This is a genomic window from Amycolatopsis keratiniphila (assembly GCF_000400635.2).
Lineage (GTDB): Bacteria > Actinomycetota > Actinomycetes > Mycobacteriales > Pseudonocardiaceae > Amycolatopsis > Amycolatopsis keratiniphila.
On sequence record NC_021252.1, the window covers coordinates 8674904 to 8696324 of the forward strand.

22 protein-coding genes are annotated in these 21421 nt (G+C 68.2%); 10 read left to right on the plus strand and 12 right to left on the minus strand.

Going from position 1 to position 21421, the window contains the following annotated elements:
* Window position 1 precedes the first annotated feature (1 nt).
* Both AORI_RS80340 and AORI_RS80345 read left to right on the plus strand, forming a co-directional pair.
* The gene (locus AORI_RS80340; protein WP_016338107.1) at window positions 2-370 is read left to right on the plus strand and encodes a hypothetical protein; all 369 of its coding nucleotides are present in this window, start codon (window positions 2-4) and stop codon (window positions 368-370) included.
* A 54-nt stretch (window positions 371-424) separates the two neighbouring features.
* A complete protein-coding gene (locus tag AORI_RS80345) occupies window positions 425-1147 on the plus strand; it encodes a DedA family protein (protein WP_016338108.1) in 723 nt (240 codons plus the stop codon).
* 76 nt (window positions 1148-1223) lie between these two features.
* Here the strand turns inward: AORI_RS80345 and AORI_RS80350 are convergent, their stop codons facing one another.
* Together AORI_RS80350 and AORI_RS80355 are read right to left on the minus strand one after the other, a co-directional pair.
* The gene (locus tag AORI_RS80350; RefSeq protein ID WP_016338109.1) at window positions 1224-2612 is read right to left on the minus strand and encodes an FAD-binding oxidoreductase; all 1389 of its coding nucleotides are present in this window, start codon (window positions 2610-2612) and stop codon (window positions 1224-1226) included.
* 19 nt (window positions 2613-2631) lie between these two features.
* Window positions 2632-4116, minus strand: coding sequence for an MFS transporter (locus AORI_RS80355; RefSeq protein WP_016338110.1), 1485 nt, complete (start codon window positions 4114-4116; stop codon window positions 2632-2634).
* Between the two features lie 89 nt (window positions 4117-4205).
* Between AORI_RS80355 and AORI_RS80360 the strand changes: the two genes are divergently transcribed.
* The gene (locus AORI_RS80360) at window positions 4206-4733 is read left to right on the plus strand and encodes a TetR/AcrR family transcriptional regulator (RefSeq protein ID WP_016338111.1); all 528 of its coding nucleotides are present in this window, start codon (window positions 4206-4208) and stop codon (window positions 4731-4733) included.
* A gap of 77 nt (window positions 4734-4810) precedes the next feature.
* Here AORI_RS80360 and AORI_RS80365 read toward each other — a convergent pair whose 3' ends face one another.
* The gene (locus tag AORI_RS80365; RefSeq protein ID WP_016338112.1) at window positions 4811-5233 is read right to left on the minus strand and encodes a PPOX class F420-dependent oxidoreductase; all 423 of its coding nucleotides are present in this window, start codon (window positions 5231-5233) and stop codon (window positions 4811-4813) included.
* Window positions 5234-5425: 192 nt separating this feature from the next.
* Here AORI_RS80365 and AORI_RS80370 point away from each other — a divergent pair, with 192 nt between their 5' ends.
* From AORI_RS80370 to AORI_RS80380, 3 genes are all read left to right on the plus strand, one after another.
* Window positions 5426-5944, plus strand: coding sequence for a MarR family winged helix-turn-helix transcriptional regulator (locus tag AORI_RS80370; protein WP_016338113.1), 519 nt, complete (start codon window positions 5426-5428; stop codon window positions 5942-5944).
* A gap of 4 nt (window positions 5945-5948) precedes the next feature.
* Window positions 5949-8210 (plus strand): MFS transporter, encoded by a 2262-nt coding sequence (locus AORI_RS80375; protein WP_016338114.1) that lies wholly within the window; start codon window positions 5949-5951, stop codon window positions 8208-8210.
* Window positions 8211-8361: 151 nt separating this feature from the next.
* Complete coding sequence (locus tag AORI_RS80380) at window positions 8362-9030, plus strand: DedA family protein (protein ID WP_016338115.1); 669 nt, start codon at window positions 8362-8364, stop codon at window positions 9028-9030.
* Here AORI_RS80380 and AORI_RS80385 read toward each other — a convergent pair.
* The 7 genes from AORI_RS80385 to AORI_RS80415 all read right to left on the minus strand — a co-directional run bounded on the left by AORI_RS80385 (window position 9027) and on the right by AORI_RS80415 (window position 14704).
* Window positions 9027-9440 (minus strand): VOC family protein, encoded by a 414-nt coding sequence (locus AORI_RS80385; protein ID WP_016338116.1) that lies wholly within the window; start codon window positions 9438-9440, stop codon window positions 9027-9029. The two genes, AORI_RS80380 and AORI_RS80385, sit on opposite strands and share 4 nt — an antisense overlap.
* Before the next feature lie 185 nt (window positions 9441-9625).
* Window positions 9626-10372: an SDR family oxidoreductase gene (locus AORI_RS80390; protein ID WP_016338117.1), complete on the minus strand. Its 747-nt coding sequence runs from the start codon at window positions 10370-10372 to the stop codon at window positions 9626-9628.
* Window positions 10373-10379: 7 nt separating this feature from the next.
* Window positions 10380-11027, minus strand: a complete 648-nt coding sequence (locus tag AORI_RS80395) for a nucleoside/nucleotide kinase family protein (RefSeq protein ID WP_016338118.1) — start codon at window positions 11025-11027, stop codon at window positions 10380-10382.
* On the minus strand, window positions 11024-11893 hold the full coding sequence (locus AORI_RS80400; protein ID WP_016338119.1) for a PfkB family carbohydrate kinase: 870 nt from the start codon (window positions 11891-11893) through the stop codon (window positions 11024-11026). The genes AORI_RS80395 and AORI_RS80400 overlap by 4 nt, the downstream gene beginning before the upstream one ends.
* Before the next feature lie 5 nt (window positions 11894-11898).
* Window positions 11899-12705 (minus strand): ATP-binding cassette domain-containing protein, encoded by an 807-nt coding sequence (locus tag AORI_RS80405; protein WP_016338120.1) that lies wholly within the window; start codon window positions 12703-12705, stop codon window positions 11899-11901.
* A complete protein-coding gene (locus AORI_RS80410) occupies window positions 12702-13691 on the minus strand; it encodes an ABC transporter permease (RefSeq protein WP_016338121.1) in 990 nt (329 codons plus the stop codon). Before AORI_RS80410 ends, AORI_RS80405 begins: the two co-directional genes overlap by 4 nt.
* Window positions 13688-14704, minus strand: a complete 1017-nt coding sequence (locus AORI_RS80415; RefSeq protein WP_016338122.1) for a substrate-binding domain-containing protein — start codon at window positions 14702-14704, stop codon at window positions 13688-13690. The genes AORI_RS80410 and AORI_RS80415 overlap by 4 nt, the downstream gene beginning before the upstream one ends.
* Before the next feature lie 115 nt (window positions 14705-14819).
* Between AORI_RS80415 and AORI_RS80420 the strand changes: the two genes are divergently transcribed.
* The 3 genes from AORI_RS80420 to AORI_RS80430 all read left to right on the plus strand — a co-directional run bounded on the left by AORI_RS80420 (window position 14820) and on the right by AORI_RS80430 (window position 17393).
* Window positions 14820-15854: a LacI family DNA-binding transcriptional regulator gene (locus AORI_RS80420; protein ID WP_016338123.1), complete on the plus strand. Its 1035-nt coding sequence runs from the start codon at window positions 14820-14822 to the stop codon at window positions 15852-15854.
* Window positions 15855-15942: 88 nt separating this feature from the next.
* Window positions 15943-16812, plus strand: a complete 870-nt coding sequence (locus tag AORI_RS80425; RefSeq protein ID WP_043848465.1) for a LacI family DNA-binding transcriptional regulator — start codon at window positions 15943-15945, stop codon at window positions 16810-16812.
* A gap of 47 nt (window positions 16813-16859) precedes the next feature.
* A complete protein-coding gene (locus AORI_RS80430; RefSeq protein ID WP_016338125.1) occupies window positions 16860-17393 on the plus strand; it encodes a GNAT family N-acetyltransferase in 534 nt (177 codons plus the stop codon).
* 15 nt (window positions 17394-17408) lie between these two features.
* Here the strand turns inward: AORI_RS80430 and AORI_RS80435 are convergent, their stop codons facing one another.
* Window positions 17409-18425, minus strand: coding sequence for a glycoside hydrolase family 76 protein (locus AORI_RS80435; RefSeq protein WP_016338126.1), 1017 nt, complete (start codon window positions 18423-18425; stop codon window positions 17409-17411).
* A gap of 73 nt (window positions 18426-18498) precedes the next feature.
* Between AORI_RS80435 and AORI_RS80440 the strand changes: the two genes are divergently transcribed.
* The gene (locus AORI_RS80440; RefSeq protein ID WP_016338127.1) at window positions 18499-20634 is read left to right on the plus strand and encodes a molybdopterin-dependent oxidoreductase; all 2136 of its coding nucleotides are present in this window, start codon (window positions 18499-18501) and stop codon (window positions 20632-20634) included.
* Window positions 20635-20704: 70 nt separating this feature from the next.
* On the opposite strand, the gene AORI_RS80445 is transcribed toward AORI_RS80440, so the two are convergent.
* Window positions 20705-21358 (minus strand): TrmH family RNA methyltransferase, encoded by a 654-nt coding sequence (locus AORI_RS80445; protein ID WP_016338128.1) that lies wholly within the window; start codon window positions 21356-21358, stop codon window positions 20705-20707.
* Window positions 21359-21421 lie beyond the last annotated feature (63 nt).

Below are 21421 nucleotides of genomic sequence, written 5' to 3' on the forward strand. Positions count from 1 at the left end.
GATGAGCGAGCCCAAGGACCCGGAGAAACTCCTAGCCGATGCCCTGCGCGCTCAGGCCGTCTTCGCTCCTTCGGCGGAGCGGCTCTCCGAAACGACCACCGACAAACCGGTCGAAACGGACACTGAGCGTAGCGACGTTTCCGGGAAGAGCGAACTGCCGCCGCAGTACGGCCTGCTGTCCGGCGCCGGCGCGGACTCGCTCGAACGAGAGCGCGTCGCGCTGGAGGACGCGGAAACCGCCAGGCTGGCGGAGCGCCCGACGCCGCCTCCGCCTGCCAGCCCGCCGCTGCCCGCGTACTGGGTGTTGCTGCTGGCTGTCCTGCTGGGGCTCGCCGCCGGTTCGGTGATCGGGCTGCTGACGCTGATCTGAGCACGGTCTCCCGCCGGGTCAAGGCACTCTGCGTCACCCTGTACCGTTTTCGGTGTGATCCTGGCGCAGAACAACGTGACGACGATGGGCCTCCTGCCGGAGTGGCTGGACCCGCAGCACCTGCTGAGCGGGCTGACCGTTCCGGTCATCACCGTGCTCTGCCTGATCATCTTCATCGAGAGCAGCATCTTCCCGGTGCTGCCCGGTGACTCACTCCTGTTCACCGCGGGCCTGTTCATCGCGAACGGCTCGATCGAGGCGCCGCTGTGGCTGGTGTGCGTCCTGGTCACCGTCGCCGCGCTGCTCGGCAACGCGGTCGGTTACGGGCTCGGCTGGAAGGTCGGCCCGTGGCTGTTCCGCAAGCCGGATTCGAAGTTCTTCAACCAGAAGTACGTGGACCAGACCCACGCGTTCCTGGAGAAGCACGGGCCGAAGGCGGTCGTGCTGGCGCGGTTCGTGCCGTTCGTGCGGACGTTCATCACCTGGATCGCCGGTATCGGCAAGATGGACCCGAAGAAGTACTTCACCTACACCGTCGTCGGCGGCATCCTGTGGGCCGCCGGGATCACCGCGCTCGGCCACCTGCTCGGCGGCGTCGCGTTCATCCGCGACAACGTCGACGCGATCTTCATCCTGATCGTGCTGGTCTCGGTGGTGCCGATCGTGATCGAGTACCTCAAGGCGCGCCGCGAGAAGAAGCACGGGAACACCGCGACCGGTCTCGTCGCCGATACCGCCGAGGACGTCACGCAGCAGATCCCGCGCATCCGCGACTGACCCGCTCCTCCCTGCTCTCGTGCCATGAAAGGTCCTTTCCTTGCGAATTTTGCAAGGAAAGGACCTTTCATGGCGCTCAGAGGGAGAACATCGAACCCGGGTTGAAAAGGTTCTTCGGGTCCAGCGCCTGCTTGATCTGCCGGTGCACGGCGATGCCGACCTCGCCGATCTCCTTGGCCAGCCACTCGCGTTTGATCCGGCCGATGCCGTGTTCGCCGGTGACCGTCCCGCCCAGCGACAGGGCCACGTCGAGGATCGCGTCGAAGGCGACCCGCGCGCGGGCGAACTCGTCCTCGGAGTCGGGCGCGTAGACGATCGTCGGGTGCATGTTCCCGTCACCGGCGTGGCCGACGACGGCGATCCGCAGCCCCACCTCTTCGCTGATCCGCTCGCAGCCGGCGATCAGTTCGGCGATGCGCGTGCGCGGCACGCAGACGTCGTCGGTCAGCCAGACGCCGTACATCTCCAGCGCGGTGAGCACGACCCGCCGCGCCTGCAGCAGCATCTTGCCCTCTTCGAGATCTTCGGTGGCGTAGGCCAGATCCGCGCCGCAGTCGACGCAGATCTGTTCCAGCACCGCGAGTTCCTTCCGCGCGACCTCGCCGCCGGAGTCGGATTGCGCGAGCAGCAAGGCTTTGCAGTCCGAGCTCGTGCCGAGGTCGGTCTTGAGGTAGGCCTCGGCGGCCTTGATCGACGTCGCGTCCATGATCTCCATCAGCGACGGCACCAGGCCTTCACGCACGACGCGTGCGACGGCCTCGCCCGCCGCCTCCGTGCTGTTGAAGGCGGCGACGAGCGTGGAAGGCAGCTGTGGCAACGGTTTCAGTGCGACGGTCGCCTGGGTGATCACGCCGAGCGTGCCCTCACTGCCGACGAAGAGCCGCGCAAGATCGTAGCCCGCGACGCCCTTCACCGTGCGGCGCCCGGTCTTCAGCAGGGAGCCGTCGGCGAGCACGACTTCCAGCCCCAGCACGGAATCCGTGGTGACGCCGTACTTCACGCAGCAGAGTCCACCGGCGTTGGTGGACAGGTTCCCGCCGATGGTGCACCAGTCGTAGCTGGACGGGTCCGGCGGATAGAACAGGCCGTGCTTCTCCACCGCGTTGCGGAAATCGAGGTTCACCACGCCGGGCTGCACGACGGCGAGCCGGTTGCCTTCGTCGATCTCGACGATCTGGTCGAGCTTCGTCAGCACCAGCACGACACAGCCGTCGATCGCGTTCGCGGCGCCGGACAGACCACTGCCGGCGCCGCGGGGCACGATCGGCACCTCGAACTCCGCACAGGCCTTGACCACGGCCTGCACACCTTCCACGTCGGACGGCAGGACCACCGCGAGCGGCTTTCCGCTGGCGGCCAGCGGCATCATGTCGCGCGAGTAGGCGTCCGTGACGTCGGTGTCGGTGAGCACCGCGGCGTCGCCGAGCTGCTCGCGGAGGCGGGTGACCAGGCCATGGTTGTTCATACCCTCATCGTAGGCCGGATTAGCTCCGCACTGCGGAATTTTTTTTCCGATCTAGCAGAACGAAGGCTTGAACACCTGTATAGACGAGCACGGCCACGCCTGCCCATGCGGTGACGTGCATCCCCTGGGTGAAGGCCTCGCGAGCCGATTCCAGGAGCGCCTGCCCCGCGGCGGGATCGAGCTGCTGCGCGGTCGCGACCGCGCCACCCAGCGTGTCCCGGGCGGACTCGGCCGTCCCCTCCGGCAGGCCGGACCGGTAGACCGCGGTCGCGACACTGCCGAGGATGGCCGTGCCGAGCGCGCCGCCCAGCTCGAACCCGGTCTCGGAGATCGCCGAAGCGGCACCGGCCCGTTCGGCCGGAGCGGCCGAGATGACCAGGTCGTTCGTCAGCGTCTCCGAGAGGGCGACACCGCCCCCGAGCAGCGTGAACGCCACCACGACGTACGCGAGTCCACCGCCGGACGACACCTGGGTCAAGGCGAGGAAGCCGACCGCCGCGACCAGGAGACCACCACTGACTAGCAGGGAGACACGGATCCGCTTCGCGAGCCAAGCCGCGAGAAGCGCGCCCACGATCCCGGCGACCGTCGCCGGCAGCATCCACAGCGCGGCGACGACCGGGCTCAGCCCGAGCACCAGCTGCAGGTACTGCGGCACCAGGAACAGCAGGCCGACCATGGCGAACACGCCGAGCATGTTCGTCACGACGGAGCCACTGAAGGCCCGGTTCGAGAACAGCTTCAGGTCGAGCATCGGCTCGTCGAGACGGTGCTGCCTGCGGACGAACACGACACCGAGGCCGAGCCCGATCAGGACGCTGATCGCGGCCTTCACCGTGAAGCCGTGCTCGGCGACCAGCTTGATGCCGTAGACCACCGGCAGCATCGCGGCCAGCGACAGCAGCGCCGACAGCGGGTCGAAGCGGCCCGGCTTCGGGTCACGCGCCTCCGGCAGCACGAACGGTCCGACGAGCAGCAGCACCAGCATCACCGGGACGTTGATGAGGAACACCGAGCCCCACCAGAAGTGCTCCAGCAGCCAGCCGCCGAGCACCGGCCCGAGCGCCATCCCGCTGGAGAACCCGGCGCTCCACACCGCGATCGCGATCCGGCGCTGCTTGGGGTCGGTGAAGATGCTGCGGATCAGCGACAGCGTCGACGGCATCAGCGTCGCGCCACCGACGCCGAGCAGCGCCCTGGCGATGATCAGCATGAACGCGCTGGTCGAGAAGGCCGCGAGCACCGACGCGGCACCGAACGCCGCGGCACCCATGAGCAGCAGCTTGCGACGGCCGATGCGGTCGCCGAGCGTGCCCATCAGGACCAGCAGGCCCGCCAGCATGAACGAGTAGATGTCGACGATCCACAACTGCTCCGCACCGGTGGGCGCCAGATCCTCCGACAGGAACGGCAGCGCGAACCCGAGCACCGTCATGTCCACGCTGATCAGAAGCACCGGAAGCACCAGTACCGCCAACGCCCACCACTGCTTGCGCCCCACCATGGCGCACTCTCCTTAAGCTAAACCGTCCGGACGGTACAGTTACCGCCTCGTTTCGAAGGTAAACCGTCCAGACGGTATAGTCAACTGATATGGCGAAGCCCACCGCGAAGGAACGCATCCTCGATTCGTACGAGGAGATCCTCATCGAGCAAGGTCCCGGCGGGGTCACCCTCGACGCCGTCGCCGCGCACGCCGGAGTGTCGAAGGGCGGCCTGCTCTACCACTTCGGCTCCAAGGAAGCCCTGGTCGACGGCCTGATGGAACGTCTCGCCACGTTGTCGGAGGCGGATCTCGAAGAGGCGCAGAAGGCGCCCGAAGGCGTCGTCTCCTGGTATCTGCGGACGGCGATCACCGACGTCACCCAGCAGAAGGCACTGCACCGCACGACCATGGCGACGATCCGGATCATGCTCAACGAGCCACGGGTCTCCGAAGTCGTGCAGGTCTACAACCAGAAGGTCCACGACCTGATCAGCGAGCACGTCGACGACCCGCTGACCGCCGAGCTGGTCATCCTGGTCGGCGACGGCCTCTACCTCCGGGCGGCGCTCGGCCGAGACGATGCGAGCCCCTTGCTCGACCGGATCGACGAGATCAAGGCCCGCATCGCCCGCTGACCCCTCCCGCAAATGTCATGAAAGGGTCGTTCAGGACAAAAGATGTCCTGAACGACCCTTTCATGACATCCCCGGACTCACATCTGGATCCCGTAGACGCGCTCGATCGGGATGGTCAGCAACACCCGCTGGTCGGCGACCATGGCATCGCGGAACTCGTCCCAGTCCGGGTGCTCACCCCGGGCCCGCCGATAGTGGTCCACCAGCGCGTCGACGGTCGCGTCGTCACGCGAAGCGGCGGTCGGCGTGAGCACCGCCGGCCCCTCGACGACGACGTATCCGTCGCCGCTCTCGGTCGCAACGTGAAACGTCGCCCGCGGATCGCGCCGCAGGTTCTTGGTCTTGGCCCGCGGCGCGGTGACCGAGATCAGGATCGCGCCCGCGTCCGCGTCGTAGAGGTAGTTGACGGTCGACAGCTGGGGCCGTCCGTCACGCTTGATGGTGGCGAGGGTGCCGAAGTTTCGACTGGCGAGGATCGCGTAGAGCGCGGAGTCGGTCATGACTCCATCAAAGCAAAAGTGCAGCTCAGGGCGAACCGGACAAACATGCACGAATAAATGTGCTTGCATGCGGCAACTAAAGTGTCATCCGACACACAACATCGTTTTCTCCTTGCGAACCTCCCTTGAGAGGAACATCCTTGCTCTAGGCAACTAGTTGCAGTGACCAAGCAACCGGCGAGAGAGACCACCATGACACCCACGACACCCGGCACCAGGTCGAAGGCCGACCTCGATCTGGCCGACACCCTCGGGCATGAGCTCGTGCGGCTCGTGCGCCTGGTCAACCGGGCCAAGTCCCAGGTGTCCAAGCAGGGGCCGGACGGCATCGAGAGGGCCGCGTACGCGATCCTCTTCTGCCTCATCCACGTCGGCCCCCAGCGGACCAGCAAACTCGCCGAGTTCCTGCACTCCGAGATCTCGACCATCAGCAGGCAGTCGAGCTCCCTCGTCCAGCACGGGCTGGTCGAACGCCTGGCCGACCCCGAAGACGGCCGCGCCTGCCTGCTCGCACCGACAGCCGAAGGGCATCGGGTGTTCGAGGAGAACCGCAAGCAGCGGAACCAGTGGCTCGCCGAGGTGCTCAGCGACTGGTCCGACGACGACCGGAAGACCCTCAACTCGCTGTTCCACCGGCTGAACGACGACCTCGAAAAAACATCTCCACAGTTCGCCGACCCCGCGTCGGCGTCGAAGGCCAAGGGGGCCTGAAGCAATGAGTTCCACCGTAGAAAGTCCACCCGCCGTCCACGAAGACGGTCCCCGGCTCAGTCACCGTCAGATCGTCACGATCCTGATCGGCCTGATGTCGGGCATGTTCCTGGCCGCGCTCGACCAGACGATCGTGGGCACCTCGATCGTCCGGATCGCCAACGACCTCAACGGGTTCGACCTGCAGGCCTGGATCACCACGGCCTACCTGATCACCTCGACGATCGTCACGCCGATCTACGGCAAGCTGTCCGACATCTACGGGCGCAAGCCGTTCTACATCGCGGCGATCTCGATCTTCCTGGTCGGTTCGATCGCTTCGGCGTTCGCGACGTCGATGTACGAGCTGGCCGCGTTCCGCGCGATCCAGGGCCTCGGCGCCGGCGGTCTGATGTCGCTGGCGATGACGATCATGGGCGACATCGTGCCGCCGCGGGAACGCGCCCGCTACCAGGGCTACTTCCTCGCCGTGTTCGGTATCTCCACGGTGCTCGGCCCGGTGCTCGGCGGCTTCTTCGCCGACTTCGACAAGCTGGGCAGCGTCTTCGGTTACGACATCGCCGGCTGGCGCTGGGTGTTCCTGATCAACGTGCCGATCGCGATCGTCGCGCTGTTCGTGGTGGCCCGCGTGCTCAACGTGCCGCACCAGCGCCACGACCACAAGATCGACTGGTGGGGCGGGCTGGCGCTCGTCGTCGCCGTGGTGCCGTTCCTGATCGTCGCCGAGCAGGGCAACAAGTGGGGCTGGGGCTCGCAGAACGCGATCATCTGCTACATCATCGGCGGCATCGGCGTGATCGCCTTCATCTTCATCGAGAAGCTGATGAAGGACGCGGCGCTGATCCCGTTGCGGCTGTTCAAGAACTCGACCTTCACGGTCGCGATCGTCGGCGGCGTCATCGTCGGTGTCGCGATGTTCGGCGCGATCATGATGATCCCGCAGTACATGCAGGTGGTGCAGGAGTTCTCGCCGACCGAATCGGGTCTGCTGATGATCCCGCTGATGGCGGGCATCATGAGCGGTTCGATCATCTCGGGCCAGATCACCAGCAAGACCGGGCGCTACAAGGTGTTCCCGGTGGTCGGCACGCTGCTGATCGCGGGCGGTGCGTTCTTCTTCGCGCAGGTCGAGTACAACAGCGCGCTGTGGCACCCGCTGGTCGCGGCCGCGATCATCGGTCTCGGCCTCGGTGCCTGCATGCAGACGCTGATCATCGCGGTGCAGAACGCGGGCCCGCGCAGCGACATGGGCGTCTCGACCGCGTCGGCGACGTTCTTCCGGCAGATCGGTGGTACCGCGGGTGTCGCGGTGTTCCTGACGATCCTGTTCAACGTCCTGCCGGGCAACATCACCAAGGCGTTCGGCGGCAACCCGCCGAGCGGCCCCGGTGCGGCGGCGCTGGGCGACATCCAGTCGAACACGAGCGGTATCGCGAGCCTGCCCGAGGCCATCAAGACCCCGGTGCTGATCGGCTTCACCGAGTCGATCACCACGGTGTTCTACGTGGCGGGCGCGGTCGCGCTGCTGGCGACGCTGGTGCTGATGTTCATGAAGGAGATCCCGCTGCTCGGCGGCTCGGCTCCTTCGGCGGCTTCGGCTCTCGAAGGCGGCGAAGCACTCCTCGAAGAGGAAGACGTGCCTACCGAGACGGCTTCCGAGAAGACCGTGGTGACCGCGCCCGTCGAGCCGGGCAAGCACGCGCTGACCAACGGGAACGGGGCCTACCGGGCGGGATCCGCGCAGATCAGCGGGCATGTCCGCCGGGACGACGCCACGAACGTCGCGGGGGCGGCGCTGACCCTGATCGACCACAACGGCAATCAGGTGGCCAGGACGCACACGAACGAGAACGGCGTCTACTCGTTCGCCGGCATCGTGGGCGGGCGGTACACGATCGTCGCCAGCGGTCGCTGGTTCCGGCCGGTCGCGGCGACGCTGACCGCTTCCGGAGCCGGGGTGCTGCGCCACGACTTCGAACTGGTCAGCACGATCCTGCTGAGCGGCGTCGCGCGCACCGACGGGGACCGGGTGGTGCCGGACGCGCGGATCACCGTGCTCGACGCCTCGGGCGGCGTCGCCGCCGTGGCGAGGACCGACGCGGAGGGCAACTACACGGTCAGCGACCTGCCCGCCGGGACCTACACGGTGATCGCCAGCGGCTACCCGCCCGCGACCAGCCGGGTGGAGCTGCTGGGCGGTGACCAGGCCGAACACGATGTCCGGCTGAGCTACGACCAGGCGCTGGACGAGCTCGTCGAGCACTAGTCGCCAACGCAATGAAAGGTCCTTTCCTCGCAAATTTTGCAAGGAAAGGACCTTTCATTGCACTTGGAGAAGGTGTGACAGGGACAGTCAGGACACCCCGATTCCACCGTTCGGTGAAGTGCGGTTCGCGAAGTACACGTAGGCTCGCGTCGTGAGTGAGGTGTACACCGAGGCCGCGGGCATCGGGGTGAGCTGGCTCGACACCGCCGGACCGGTGCTCGTCTGGGTGATCGTGCTGAGCTTCATCTTCGTGGAGTGCGCGCTGATCATCGGGCTGTTCCTGCCCGGCGACTCCCTGCTGTTCGCGGCCGGAGTCGTCCTCGCGCAGCACGGCTCCGACCTGAACGCGTGGCTGCTCTCGGCCGCCGCGCTGCTCGTCGCGATCCTCGGCAACCAAGTCGGCTATTACATCGGCCGGACCACGGGCACGAAACTGATCGCCCGCCGCGGCGGCAAGGTGCTGAACCGGCACAACCTCGACCGCGCCAGGGCCTTCCTGGATCGCAAGGGTTTCTTCGCCATCGTCGCCGCGCGCTGGATCCCGTGGATCCGCACGCTGGCGCCGCTCATCGCGGGGACCGCACGGATGGATCCGCGCCGGTTCGCCCTCGCGACGGCGCTCGGCGGGCTGCTCTGGGTGCCGACGCTGGTGCTGCTCGGCTACTACGGCGCCGGCCTGCTGGACCAGCTGCCGTGGGTCAAGACGGCGGCCTTGTGGATCAGTGTCGCGTTCTTCGTGGTGGGCACGGCCTATGGCGTGATCCGCTACCGCCAGGAAATGCGGCGGCCCGCCGAAGAGCCGGAACAGAGCACGCCCTAGACCTCGGGGTCCGCCCAGATCTCCAGCTGGATCCCGTCGGGATCACGGAACACGATGACCGACGAGCCTTCCAGGGTCCGCGATCCCTTCGACGGCGAATGGACGACGCCGTATTCCGAGAGCCGCGCTTCCCATTCGGCCAGCTCCGACCGCGACGAGACCTTGAACGCCACATGGTCCAGACCTGTACGCCGTTCGTCGAACCGCGGCCGCTCGGTGTCCTGGTGCTCGACGAGCACCACGGCGAAACCTTCGCTCGGGGACCTGAGCACGACCTTCCGCAGTCCCGTCTCCGGGTCTTCGCGACGCGTGAACTCCTCGAGTTCGAGCACACGGGCGTACCAGGGCACGCTCCGGTCCACATCGGTCACGGTGAGTGCCAGGTGGTGCACAGACATGAGCTTGGACATCGGGGATGACCGTCCTGATCAAGAAGCTTGGGGGCGCCACCAGGGTGACACAGGCGCCTCGGGCCACGAGGTGATCCGCCGACTTCCCACATGAATCGTGATATCCGCCGGGAAACAGTGTTAATAATTGACCGAACCGCACGCGGACCCGATATCGCCCCGTGACCGGTCCGTGGCCCCGGGTGTCAACGTCCTCCGCCGACGGTCAACACGGTCCCCGTGGTGTACGACGCCGCCGGGGAAAGCAGCCACAGCACGGCTTCCGCGACTTCGCCGGGTTCGCCCGCCCGTCCCATCGGGATGGTGGGGGCGATCCGGTCCATGCGGTCGGGCATTCCCGCCGCGGCGTGCAATCCGGTGTGGATCATCCCTGGTGCGACGGCGTTCACCCGGACGGATTCTTTCGCTACTTCTTGCGCGACGCCGTAGGTCATCGTCTCCACCGCCGCCTTGGTGCCCGCGTAGTGGACCCATTCCCCGGGCGAACCGGTCCGCGCGGCGGTGGAGGACAGCGTCACGATCGCGCCGCCGTCACCGCCGTACCGGGTGGACATCCGGCGGATGCCCTCGCGGACGCACAGGAAGACACCCGTGATGTTGACATCGACTACACGACGGACGACGTCGACGTCGTATTCGTCGAAGCGGCCGGGGGTGTTGCCGGTGATGGCCGCGTTCGCGACCACACCGGCGAGCGGGCCGAGTGCGACGGCGGCGTCGAACAGGGCCACCACGTCGTCTTCGGACGCGACATCACCGCGCTGGGTGATCGCCTGAACGCCGTGCTTCCGGACGCGCGAAGCGACGTCTTCGGCCGCTTCGGCGTCACCCGCGTAGTTGACGACGACGTCGTATCCGCGCGCGGCGGCCAGTTCGCAGACCGCCGCGCCGATGCCTTTGCTTCCGCCGGTGACGACGAGAACCCCAGTCATGACCGGATCATATGGCGAAGTTGACCAGCGGCAGATTCTCGAGGACCAGGTCGGCCCGGCCGCTGGTGGACGCGATCAGATCGGCGTTGCGCTGGTCGGAACCGAGCGCGCGGCGACGCGCCTCGACCAGCGAACGGCCGTAGCGGCGGTGCCGCGAGACGAGCCGCTCGATGCGCTCGGGTTCGTCCGGCGCGAGGAACCACGACTCGGCGAGGATCGGCTTCACGCCACTCCACGGGTCGTCCTGCATGAGCAGGTAGTTGCCCTCGGTGATGACCAGCGGGACGTCCGGCGTGACCGCGACGGCGCCGGCGATCGGCTCCTCGATCTCCCGGCGGAACTCGGGCGCGTAGACCGTCTCGCGGCCTTCGGCGAGCCTGCGCAGCAAGTGCACGTACCCGGCGGCGTCGAAGGTGTCGGGCGCGCCCTTGCGCTCCACCCGCCCGAGCCGCTGCAGTTCGACCTGCGCCAGGTGGAACCCGTCCATCCCGACCACGGCCGCCCGCGTGCCCAGCGCCTTCGCCAGGCCCCAGGCCAGTGTCGTCTTGCCGGACGCGGGCGCGCCGACGATGCCGAGCACACTGCGCTGTCCCGGCTTCGCCAGCGTCTGAGCCCTGCTCAACAGGTCCTCGAACACCGGAGGCATGGCACTCATGGCTGTCCTTCTCCCATCTTCGCGACCGCGGCCGTCCACGACCTCGGTCCTTCATGCCGCACCCGTTCGGCGGCCACCTCGTTGGCGAACCCGATCCAGCCCGGGACATCCCCTGTGCCCCTGGCGACCGCGTACGCGAAAGCTCCGTGCCAGACGTCGCCCGCGCCCAGCGTGTCACGCGCCCGGGTGACGGGAACGGGAACCGCACCGGATCTTTCCGTCGTCGACCAGCGGACCGGCTCGGGCCCGGCGGTCGTGATGACCACCGGCACGCCGTGCTCGCGCGGATGGTCCCCTCGGTACAGCGACGAGCACGCGGCGACGTCGACCAGCGGGAGGAGTTCGGGGAAGACCGGCTTCCAGCTCCCGGCGTCGAGCACCACGGGCACCTTCCGCTCCCGCGCCCAGCGCGCCACCGCCAGCGCGACCTCCGGATGGTGCCCGTCCAGGAGCACACACCCGGGCATTTCGTCCTCTGAATGCGGTAGTCGCGCGGGCAAGGACCGCATCGAGAGGACGAAACGCGAGGAAGCGTGGACGTTGCGCGAGACGACGGTGCGTTCCCCGTCGGAGTCACGGACGACGATGGCGCTGATCGCGGGCGGATCCGGGCGTTCGGGATCGAGGTCGACCAGGTCGACGCCGTGCGCCTCGAGGTCGGCGCGGGCGAGTGCCGCCAGCGGATGCGCACCGGCGACCGTCAGCAACGTCGCCCCGGCGCCGAGCGCGGCCACGGTCACCGCCGCGTTCGTCGCCGGCCCCCCGGCGGCGACGTCCATCGACAGCGAACGCACCTTTTCGCCCGGCGCCGGGATCTCGGCGACGCGCTGAATCTGGTCGACGGTGCACAGGCCCGCCAGCAGCACTCTCACTACAGGCCCGTGTGGACGGCTGAAGCGACCTCTTCGACCTCGCCGTTCTCACCGATCTTCAGCGCACCCGTGAGCAGGCCGACGACCTGGTTCATAGTGTGCGTCTTCGGCGAGACGACCGCGACCCGCTTGCCGAGGCGGTGCACGTGGATGCGGTCGGCGATGTCGAACACATGCGGCATGTTGTGGCTGATCAGCACCACCGGCAGGCCGCGTTCACGGATGCGGTTGATCAGGTCGAGCACCTTGCCCGATTCGGCGACGCCGAGCGCGGCGGTGGGCTCGTCCATGATCACCGCCTTGGTGCCGAACGCCGCCGCCCGCGCGACCGCGACACCTTGGCGCTGCCCACCGGACAACGTCTCCACCGGTTGCGTGATGGACTTGATGTTGATGCCGAGTTCGTCGAGGATCCGCTGCGCGTCGGCCCGCATGGCCGCGGTGTCCAGCTTCCGGAACAGCTGACCGAACAGGTCCGTGCGCCGCTTTTCCCGGCCGAGGAACATGTTCGACGCGATGTCGAGCGCGGGGGCGACGGCGAGATCCTGATACACCGTCTCGATCCCGTAGTGCCGAGCGTCCAAAGGGGACTTGAAGTGGACGGTCTGACCGTCCACTTTGATCTCACCGGCGTCCGGGATCACCGCGCCCGAAAGGGCTTTGATGAGGCTCGACTTCCCGGCGCCGTTGTCGCCGACGACGGCGAGCACTTCACCGGGGAACAGCTCGAAGTCGGCGCCGTCGATGGCGGTGACCCGGCCGTAGCGTTTGACCAGTCCCTGAGCGGACAACGTGGGCGTCGTCATGACTGCTGCCTCCTCGCGAACCGGTCGACGCAGACCGCGCCGATGAGCAGGGCGCCGGTGGCGACGTCCTGGTAGAGTGCGTCCACCCCGAGCTGGGTCAGCCCGGACCGCAGGACCGCGACGACCAGCGCGCCCATCATCGTGCCGAGTACCGAACCCCGGCCACCGAACAGGCTCGCGCCGCCGAGCACCACCGCGGTGATGGAGTCGAGGTTGCCGAGCTGGAAGGCGTTCGGGTCGGCGTTCGGCACGCGGCCGAGCGCCTGCCAGGCCGCGATCCCGACGATCACGCCGGCGACGATGTACACCGAAAGGATCGTGCGGTTGACCTTGATCCCGGACAGCCGCGCGGATTCCGGCGCGTTGCCGACCGCGTAGACGTGCTTGCCCCACGGCGTCCGCGTGAGCGCGTACCAAAGTCCCAGGTACATCAGCAAAGCGAGCGTCATGCCGTAGGTGATCGGGATGCCGCCGAAGAGGTACCGGCGGGTGCCGAGCCATTTGAGCAGTTCGTCGGCGACCGGGACGGCCTGCCCGCTCGCGAACAGCTTCGCGGCCGCGGTGAGCACGGTCAGCAGGCCGAGCGTGACGATGAACGGCGGCAGCTTGATCCGGGTGACCAGCGAACCGGTGACCATCCCGATCACCACCGTCGCCACGATTCCCAGCAGCAGTGCCCAGATCCCGGAGACGCCGCCGACCACGAGCTTCGCCATGATCAGTGTCGCGAGCACCATCGCGGCCGCGTTGGCCAGGTCGATACCCGCGGTCAGGATGATCAGCGTCTGCCCGAGCGCGAGCGTGCCGATCACCAGGGACTGTTGCACCACAAGGGAAAGGTTGTCGAGGTCGAGGAAGGTGTCGGTCGACAGGGAGAACACCACGATCGCGACGAGCAGGGCCAGCGCGGGCCCGACGGCGGGTGCGCGCAAGAAGAACTCACCGATCGACGGTCGTTCGTTGCCTTTGAGGGTCGCGGTGGTCATTTCGTCCCCCAGCAGTTCTCGAGGCCCCACTTGCTGTCCTGGCTTTCCACCCCGGGGATCGGCTTGTCGGTGATCACCGCGGAACCGGTGTTCACGAACCCGCTCGGCTTCTTCCCGGTCTTGGCGTATTCGACGGCGGCGAGGACACCCTGCTCGGCCATCTTCTTGGGGAACTGCATGACCGTCGCGGCGTACTGGCCGTCGCGCACGTTCTTGACGCCTTCGCAGCCGCCGTCGATCGAGCCCATCACGATCCGGTCCACCAGACCTCGGGCCTGGAGCGCGGCGTACGTGCCGCGGCCCATCGGCTCGTTCATCGTGTAGACGGCGTTGATGTCGGTGGTGCGCTGCAGCAGGTTCTCGACGCCTTGCTGCGCAAGACTTTGGTCGCCGTTCGCGGGGGTCTTGCCCTTGATCTCCGGCGACGCGTCGGTCAGCCCGATGCCCTTGAGGAATCCGGTGTGCCGCTGGGTGTCCACAGTGGACCCGGCGGTGCCGTCCACCATGAACAGCTTCGGCGGCTTGCCCGCCAGCGCGGCTTTGACGTACGCGCCCTGCTGACGTCCGGCTTCGAAGTTGTCCGTGGCGAAGGTGGCGTCGACGGCGGTGGCCGGTTCGGTCGCCGTGTCGAGCGCGATGACCAGCACTCCCGCCTTGCGGGCGCGGTCGATGGCGTCGAGGACGCCGGTCGAGGAACTCGGCGTGATCAGGATGGTGTTCGCACCCTGCTGCATGAGGTTCTCGATGGCCCGGACCTGACCGTCGTTGTCGCCGTCGAACTGGCCGGCGAGCGCGCTGAACTCCGCGCCGTTGGCCTCGGCGGCGGCCTTGGCGGCCGCTCTCAGCTCCACGAAGTAGGGATTGGTGTCGGTCTTGGTGACCAGGCCGACCTTGGCCTTGCCACCGCCGCCTGCGTTCGAGCCGCCACCCCAGTGGCGTTCGACGGTGCACCCGGCCGACGTCACCGCAAGTGCGGCGGCCATCGCGAGCGCGGCGAGACTGCGCTGTCTCATGGGGGATGCCCTCCGATTCAAGGCTGTCCGTGATGGACCGGAAGGTAGACAGGGTTATGCTCAGTCGCAAGCGTTTGCGCAAACGCTTGCCAGCTGACTTCACCGAGGATTGGTAATGCCGCCGTCTCGCTCGTCCCGTCCCACCCAACGCGACATCGCCGAGCTGGCGGGAGTCTCGATCACCACCGTTTCCCACGTGGTCAACGGGACGAGGGCGGTGGCCGAGGAAACCAAGCTGGCGGTGCTGCGCGCGATCGAGCAGACCGGCTACACCGGTGACGCCATCGCCCGCTCGCTGGTGACCGGCGGGACGAGGTCGATCGGCGTCGCGATCTCCCTGATCGCGAACCCGTACTTCGCCGTGCTGATCCAGGCGATCGAGCGCGAAGCCGCCTCGGCCGGCTACACGGTCTTGCTCGCGGACACGCACGACACCGTCGACACCGAGCGTGAGACCGTGCGTACGCTGCGTTCGCGCCGGGTCGACGGGCTGCTGATCACGCCGTCGCCGGGCGACGGTTCGGTGATCGGCGAGCTCGTCTCGCTCGACGTCCCGACCGTGCTCATCGACCGGCTCTCCACGCGGACCGACGTCGATCAGGTCGGCGCGGAGAACATCCAATCGACGTCGGCGCTGACAGCGCATCTGGCGTCGCTCGGGCATCAGCGGATCGGCATGATCAGCGGCACGGCCGGGCTGAGCACCAGCGAGGAGCGGATCCTCGGCTACCGGCTGGGGCTCGGGCGCTCGGGTTTGACCTGGTCGGAGGACCTGGTCGCGTGCGGGCAGTCTTCGCAGGCCGGTGGCGCCCTCGCGCTGAGCACGCTGCTCGCGCTGCCGGAGCCGCCGACGGCGCTCGTGGTCGCCAACGACACCATGATGGTCGGCGTGCTGCACGAGTTGCGGCGCCGCGGCCTGCGCGCGGGCGTCGACCTGCCGGTGGTGGTCTACGACGACGTCGAGTGGGCCGATCTGGTGGATCCGCCGCTGACCACGATGGCCCAGCCGATCGAGGAGATAGGCACACAGGCGGTGCGCCTGTTGCTGGCCCGCATCAACGATCCGGCACGCAAGGCCCAGACGATGCGGATTCCGCCTACGCTCCGCCATCGTGCGTCCTGCGGATGCGCTCTCGTTCACTCACATTGATGATTGTTGGGCGACTTTCCGGTCTCGCCGCCGGGTGACGCTCCGTCAGCCGTTACCGTCATTCAAGCTCGGATGAAGGCGTGGAGCGATGACCGCATTGTCCCCGGCGTTACCCCTGTGGGAGGACACCCCTGTCACCCACCGGTTCGGGGTGGCCATGGCGATGCACGCGAACCCGTATTCGGGTGAACTCGTCCGCGCCATCCGACGCGCCGCACGCCGTCACGGCTGCGAGATCACCCTCGCCGACACCGGCGACAGCGTCGCCGAAGAAGCCGCGGTCATCCGCGCGCTGCGGGCGGACCGCGTCGACGGGGTCCTGCTCGTCCCGGCGGCCGGCGACGAAGCGGTGATCAACGGACTGGTCCGGATGGGCGTGCCGACCGTGCTCGTCGACCGGATGGCCGGACGCAACGACGTCGACCAGGTCGGCTCCGAGAACATCCAGGCCGTGTGCGCGCTCGTGCGGCACCTCGCGGGGCTGCGGCACCGCAAGATCGGCTTCATCTCCGGCGAAGAGGACGTGACCACCTACGAGGAGCGGGCGCTGGGCTACCGGCTCGGCCTCGGCCGCTCCGGCATCCGGTGGACGTCGCAGCTGGTCGCGTGCGGGCGGTCGACCCCCGGCGGGGCGGCCGCCGCGACCGCGAAACTGCTCGACAGCTGGCCGTCGCCGACCGCGCTCGTGGTGGCGAGCGAGGCGATGATGATCGGTGTCCAATACGAGGCGCACCGGCTCGGCATCCGCATCGGGCGGGACCTCGCGATCGTCGGCTACGGCGACATGGAGTGGGCCGGGCAGGTGACCCCGGCGGTCACCACGATGGCGCAGCCGATCGAGGAGATCGGGCGCAAGGCCGTCGAACTCCTGCTGGCCCGGATCACCGACCCTGAGCGACGGCCTGAATCCGTACGGCTCGCACCGCGCTTCATCCACCGTCAGTCGTGCGGCTGCTGAGTCACAACTCGCTGGTGAGAAGCCCGCCGCCGGGTGATGATGGCGGAATGACCGACCTGTGGACCGTGCACACCGCCGACCTCGAAGCAGGCGTGCTGACGTCGGCACGCGCTCTGCTGGACGACGCTTTCGACGGCGATTTCAGTGATCACGACTGGGAAAACGCCCTCGGCGGCATGCACACGCTGGTATGGGAGAGCGGCGAGCTGATCGGGCACGCGTCCCTGGTCCAGCGGCGGCTCGTGCACGACGGACGGGTCCTCCGCACGGGTTATATCGAGGCGGTCGCCGTCCGGTCGGATCACCGGCGGCGCGGGCACGGCGACGCGATGATGGACGCGCTGGAGCGGGTCCTGAGGAAGGCGTACGACCTCGGGGCGCTTTCGGCGTCCGACGAGGCGCTGGAGTTCTACGCGTCGCGGGGCTGGCTGCTGTGGCGCGGGACTTCGTCGGCCATGACGCCTTCGGGCATCGAGGCGACGAAGGAGGACGACGGGTCGATCCATGTGCTGCCGGTGGGGGTCACGCTGGACCTGGACGGGGAGATCACCTGCGATTGGCGTTCCGGCGACGTCTGGTGACCCGCATTTAGAGGACTAAACGCGGTGTTCCAGGGTGGCCGCGGCTTCGAGCAGCATCCACGCGCTCACCTGGACGGACAGGTCGCGTTCGGGCGCGTCGGCGGCGAGGGGCAGCGAAGGCGCCGGAGTCGCCCAGTCGGCACTGAAGAGCGGCCCGTGCGGCGTCTCGGTGGCACCCGCCCAGCACGCGTCGGCCGACCGGATGACCAGGTCACGCGCCACCCCGCTCGGCAGCAGCGGCGCCGCGAGCGCCAGGTACCGGGCGAGGATCCCGGCGAAGAGGCCGCCGTCGCCGCCTTCCTGACCGCGGATCACCCCGTTCGGCGCGACGTGTTCCGCGACCGCGTGGATCACGCGCTCCACTCTGTCTATTTCGGACAGTTCGAGGCAAGCGCCGAGATAAACCCCTTGGCAGTAGGTGAAAATATGCTTCACCAGTTCACCGCTGCCGACGCGCAGGCCGTCCCACACGAGACCGGTTTCCGGGTCGACGAGCCGTTCGGTCATCCAGTCGGTCAACCCGCGGGCGTGCTGTGTGGAGCCTTCGCGGGCGTGGAAGATCGCGGCCGGGCCGTTCGCGGGCGCGTTCTTGAAGTCGTCGCCGACGCGCCACCAGATCCCGCCACCGGCGTCGTCGGTCCAGCCTTCACGCAGCCGGGAACTGATCGCCTCCAGCCCGCCGCGGACGTCCAGCCCGAGATGCCCCACGCGTTGCAGCGCGAGGCCGAGCCAGGCGATGTCGTCGTAGTAGTCGTTGATCCACTTGCCGAAGTTGCGCAGCCGCACGGACACCACGAACCGGTCGATCAGCTTCAGCCGATCCGGCGACGGCTCCCGCAACTGGGCGTCGACGAGGGTCTCCAGCAGATGCGCCTGCCACCAGTAGTTCCAGTGCCAGTGGACGCGCTGCCCCGTCGAGGGCGGCCAGCCGCTGCGGCCCAGCACGGTCCCCGGCAGCCCCCACACGCGGCGCAGATGCCGGTCGCGGATCGCGCGTTCGGCGGTCGCGGCCCGGTCGGCGAGAGCAGTCATCGGGCCATCATCCCTTGCCCGCTGACATACCGCTCAGTATGTTGGGATGATTCCCGGACCCGCGAGGTGCTTCATGACCACGGCGCACGTGACCTGCCCGCTCTGCGAAGCCACCTGCGGTCTGGAGGTGACAATCGACGAGAAGAGCATGGTCACCCGCGTACAGGGTGACCGCGAGGACGTCTTTTCAAAGGGCTACATCTGCCCGAAGGGTGCTTCACTCGGCGCGCTGCATCATGACCCGGACAGGCTGAACGCGCCCTTGGTCAAACGGGACGGCGAGTTCGTCGAGGTCACCTGGGACGAGGCGTTCGCCGAAATCGACCGGCGGCTGCGGCCGATCATCGACGAGCACGGCAGGAACGCCGTCGCCGTCTACTCCGGCAACCCGACGGTGCACAACGCGGCGCTGGTGCTCTACGGCCGCGTGTTCTTCAAAGCCTTGGGCACCAGGAACTTCTACACCGCCACCACGGTCGATCAGATGCCGAAGCACTTCTCCTCCGGCTACCTCTTCGGCGACCCGCAGGCCATCCCCGTCGCCGACCTCGACCGCACCGAACACCTGCTGATCCTGGGCGCGAACCCGCTGGTGTCCAACGGAAGCCTGATGACCGCCCCGGACACCCGCGGGAAGCTGCGCGGGATCCAGCGGCGCGGCGGCAAGATCGTCGTCCTCGACCCGCGCCGCACCCGGACCGCGCAGCTCGCCGACGAGCACCACGCGATCCGGCCCGGCACCGACGCGTTGTTCCTTTTCGCGCTGGTCAACGTCCTGTTCGCGGAGAACCGGGTCACGCCGGGCGAACACGTCACCGGTGTCGACGAGGTGCGCGCGCTCGCGGAGCCCTTCACGCCGGAGGCGGTCGCGCCAGCGACCGGGATCGACGCCGCCGAGATCCGCCGTATCGCGCTCGAACTCGCGGACGCCGAACGCGCCGCGGTGTACGGCCGGATGGGCACCACGACCCAGGCGTACGGCACCATCGCGAGCTGGCTGGTCGACGTCCTCAACACGCTCACCGGCAACCTCGATCGCGAAGGCGGCGTGATGTTCCCGCTGCCCGCCCTGTGGCGGCCGCGCCGGTCCTCGCCGTTCACCAGCGGCCGCTGGACGAGCCGGGTGCGCGGGTATCCCGAGGTGCTCGGCGAACTGCCGGTGGCCACGCTCGCGGACGAGATCGAGACGCCCGGCGAAGGCCAGGTGCGGGCGCTGGTGACCATCAGCGGCAACCCGGCGCTGAGCACGCCGAACTCCGCGCGGCTCACGGAAGCGTTGCGGCAGCTGGATTTCATGGTCTCCCTCGACGTGTACCTCAACGAGACCACGCGGCACGCCGACGTCATCCTGCCCGGGCCGTCGCCGATGGAGCGGCCGCATTACGACGTCGCGCTGTACGCGCTCGCCGTGCGCAACGTCGCGAACTGGACGCCGCAGACGCTCGAAACGGATATGCCGCAGGAGTGGGTGACCTTGCTGCGGCTCGCCGGGATCGCCGCCGGCCAGGGCCCGGACGTCGACGTCGCCGCCTTCGACACGATGGTCGCGGGCGAAACGGCGCGGCGCACCGGCGTCGACCTCTCGCTCGCCGAAGGCCGCACGGGACCGGCGCGGATGATCGACCTGATGCTGCGCGGCGGACCGTACGGGCTGAGCCTGGCGGACCTCGAAGCCGCCCCGCACGGCATCGACCTCGGCGCGCTGAAGCCCCGGCTGCCCGAGGCGCTCGCCACCGCGAGCGGGAAGGTCGAGCTGGCCCCGGAGGCGATCACGAAGGATGTGCCGCGGTTGCGCGCGGAGCTGGGCAAGGCACCGGACGGTGGGCTGCTGCTGATCGGGCGACGGCATCTGAGCTCGAACAACTCGTGGATGCACAACCTGGCGCCGCTGGTGCGCGGCGGGAACCGGTGCACCGTCCAGGTGCACCCGGACGACGCCTCCCGGCTGGGGCTGACCGACGGCGGGCTCGCGTCGGTGACGTCGCGGGCGGGCAAGCTCGAAGCGCCGGTGGAGGTCACGGCCGACGTCCGGCCCGGCGTGGTGAGCATGCCGCACGGCTGGGGGCACGACCTCGACGGAACGCGGACGAAGGTCGCCACCGCGCACGCCGGGGTCAACTCGAACCTGGTCGCGGACGAGACCCTGCTCGACGTGCCGTCCGGGAACGCCGTCCTGAACGGGATCCCGGTGGAGGTGGCCCCCGTCTAGCCGCGTTTCGTCCTCTGAATGCGGTCCTTGCGCGTGCAACTACCGCATTCAGAGGACGAAATGCGGGGGGTCACCAGGCTTGGGCGAGGTCGGCGTGCTGCCGGACCCAGGCGTGCATGACGATCCCGGCGGCGACGCCGGCGTTGATCGAGCGGGTCGTGCCGAACTGTGCGATCGAAACGACCAGCGACGCCGTCTTCTGCGCCTCGGCCGACAACCCGGGCCCCTCCTGACCGAACAGCAGGACACACTCGCGCGGCAGTTCGGCGGTCTCGACGGGCTGCGAACCGGGCGTGTTGTCGACGGCTACCACGGCGAGCCCTTCCGTCGCGGCGAAGGTCAGCAGGCCGTTGACGTCCTCGTGGTGGAGAAGATGCTGGTAGCGATCGGTCACCATGGCGCCGCGCCGGTTCCAGCGCCGACGGCCGACGATGTGCACCGCCGCCGCGGCGAACGCGTTCGCCGTCCGGACCACGGTGCCGATGTTGTGGTCGTGCTGGAAGTTCTCGATCGCCACGTGGAACGGATGCCGACGGCTGTCCACATCGGACACGATGGCCTCTCGCCGCCAGTAGCGGTACGGGTCGACGACGTTGCGGCGATCACCTCCTGCCAGGAGTTCGGGGTCGTAGCGCTCGTCCGCGGGCCATTCGCCCTCCCACGGGCCGACACCGACCTCTTCCCGCGCCACCCATTCGGTGGGCCCGGCTTCTTCCGAGTTCACCCGGTGATTGTCACCCAGTGGTCGCCATCGGAAGTCCTTCGGGGGTATTCGGCGGATCCAGGT

Bases quoted from the DNA above. Each gene is read 5' to 3' on its own strand.
- AORI_RS80405 (WP_016338120.1), bottom strand. From the start codon at position 12,705: ATGACGACGCCCACGTTGTCCGCTCAGGGACTGGTCAAACGCTACGGC.
- AORI_RS80375 (WP_016338114.1), top strand. From the start codon at position 5,949: ATGAGTTCCACCGTAGAAAGTCCACCCGCCGTCCACGAAGACGGTCCC.
- AORI_RS80365 (WP_016338112.1), bottom strand. From the start codon at position 5,233: ATGACCGACTCCGCGCTCTACGCGATCCTCGCCAGTCGAAACTTCGGC.
- AORI_RS80355 (WP_016338110.1), bottom strand. From the start codon at position 4,116: ATGGTGGGGCGCAAGCAGTGGTGGGCGTTGGCGGTACTGGTGCTTCCG.
- AORI_RS80440 (WP_016338127.1), top strand. From the start codon at position 18,499: ATGACCACGGCGCACGTGACCTGCCCGCTCTGCGAAGCCACCTGCGGT.
- AORI_RS80435 (WP_016338126.1), bottom strand. From the start codon at position 18,425: ATGACTGCTCTCGCCGACCGGGCCGCGACCGCCGAACGCGCGATCCGC.
- AORI_RS80420 (WP_016338123.1), top strand. From the start codon at position 14,820: ATGCCGCCGTCTCGCTCGTCCCGTCCCACCCAACGCGACATCGCCGAG.
- AORI_RS80350 (WP_016338109.1), bottom strand. From the start codon at position 2,612: ATGAACAACCATGGCCTGGTCACCCGCCTCCGCGAGCAGCTCGGCGAC.
- AORI_RS80340 (WP_016338107.1), top strand. From the start codon at position 2: ATGAGCGAGCCCAAGGACCCGGAGAAACTCCTAGCCGATGCCCTGCGC.
- AORI_RS80415 (WP_016338122.1), bottom strand. From the start codon at position 14,704: ATGAGACAGCGCAGTCTCGCCGCGCTCGCGATGGCCGCCGCACTTGCG.
- AORI_RS80385 (WP_016338116.1), bottom strand. From the start codon at position 9,440: ATGTCCAAGCTCATGTCTGTGCACCACCTGGCACTCACCGTGACCGAT.
- AORI_RS80370 (WP_016338113.1), top strand. From the start codon at position 5,426: ATGACACCCACGACACCCGGCACCAGGTCGAAGGCCGACCTCGATCTG.
- AORI_RS80395 (WP_016338118.1), bottom strand. From the start codon at position 11,027: ATGAGTGCCATGCCTCCGGTGTTCGAGGACCTGTTGAGCAGGGCTCAG.
- AORI_RS80425 (WP_043848465.1), top strand. From the start codon at position 15,943: ATGACCGCATTGTCCCCGGCGTTACCCCTGTGGGAGGACACCCCTGTC.
- AORI_RS80410 (WP_016338121.1), bottom strand. From the start codon at position 13,691: ATGACCACCGCGACCCTCAAAGGCAACGAACGACCGTCGATCGGTGAG.
- AORI_RS80390 (WP_016338117.1), bottom strand. From the start codon at position 10,372: ATGACTGGGGTTCTCGTCGTCACCGGCGGAAGCAAAGGCATCGGCGCG.
- AORI_RS80430 (WP_016338125.1), top strand. From the start codon at position 16,860: ATGACCGACCTGTGGACCGTGCACACCGCCGACCTCGAAGCAGGCGTG.
- AORI_RS80360 (WP_016338111.1), top strand. From the start codon at position 4,206: ATGGCGAAGCCCACCGCGAAGGAACGCATCCTCGATTCGTACGAGGAG.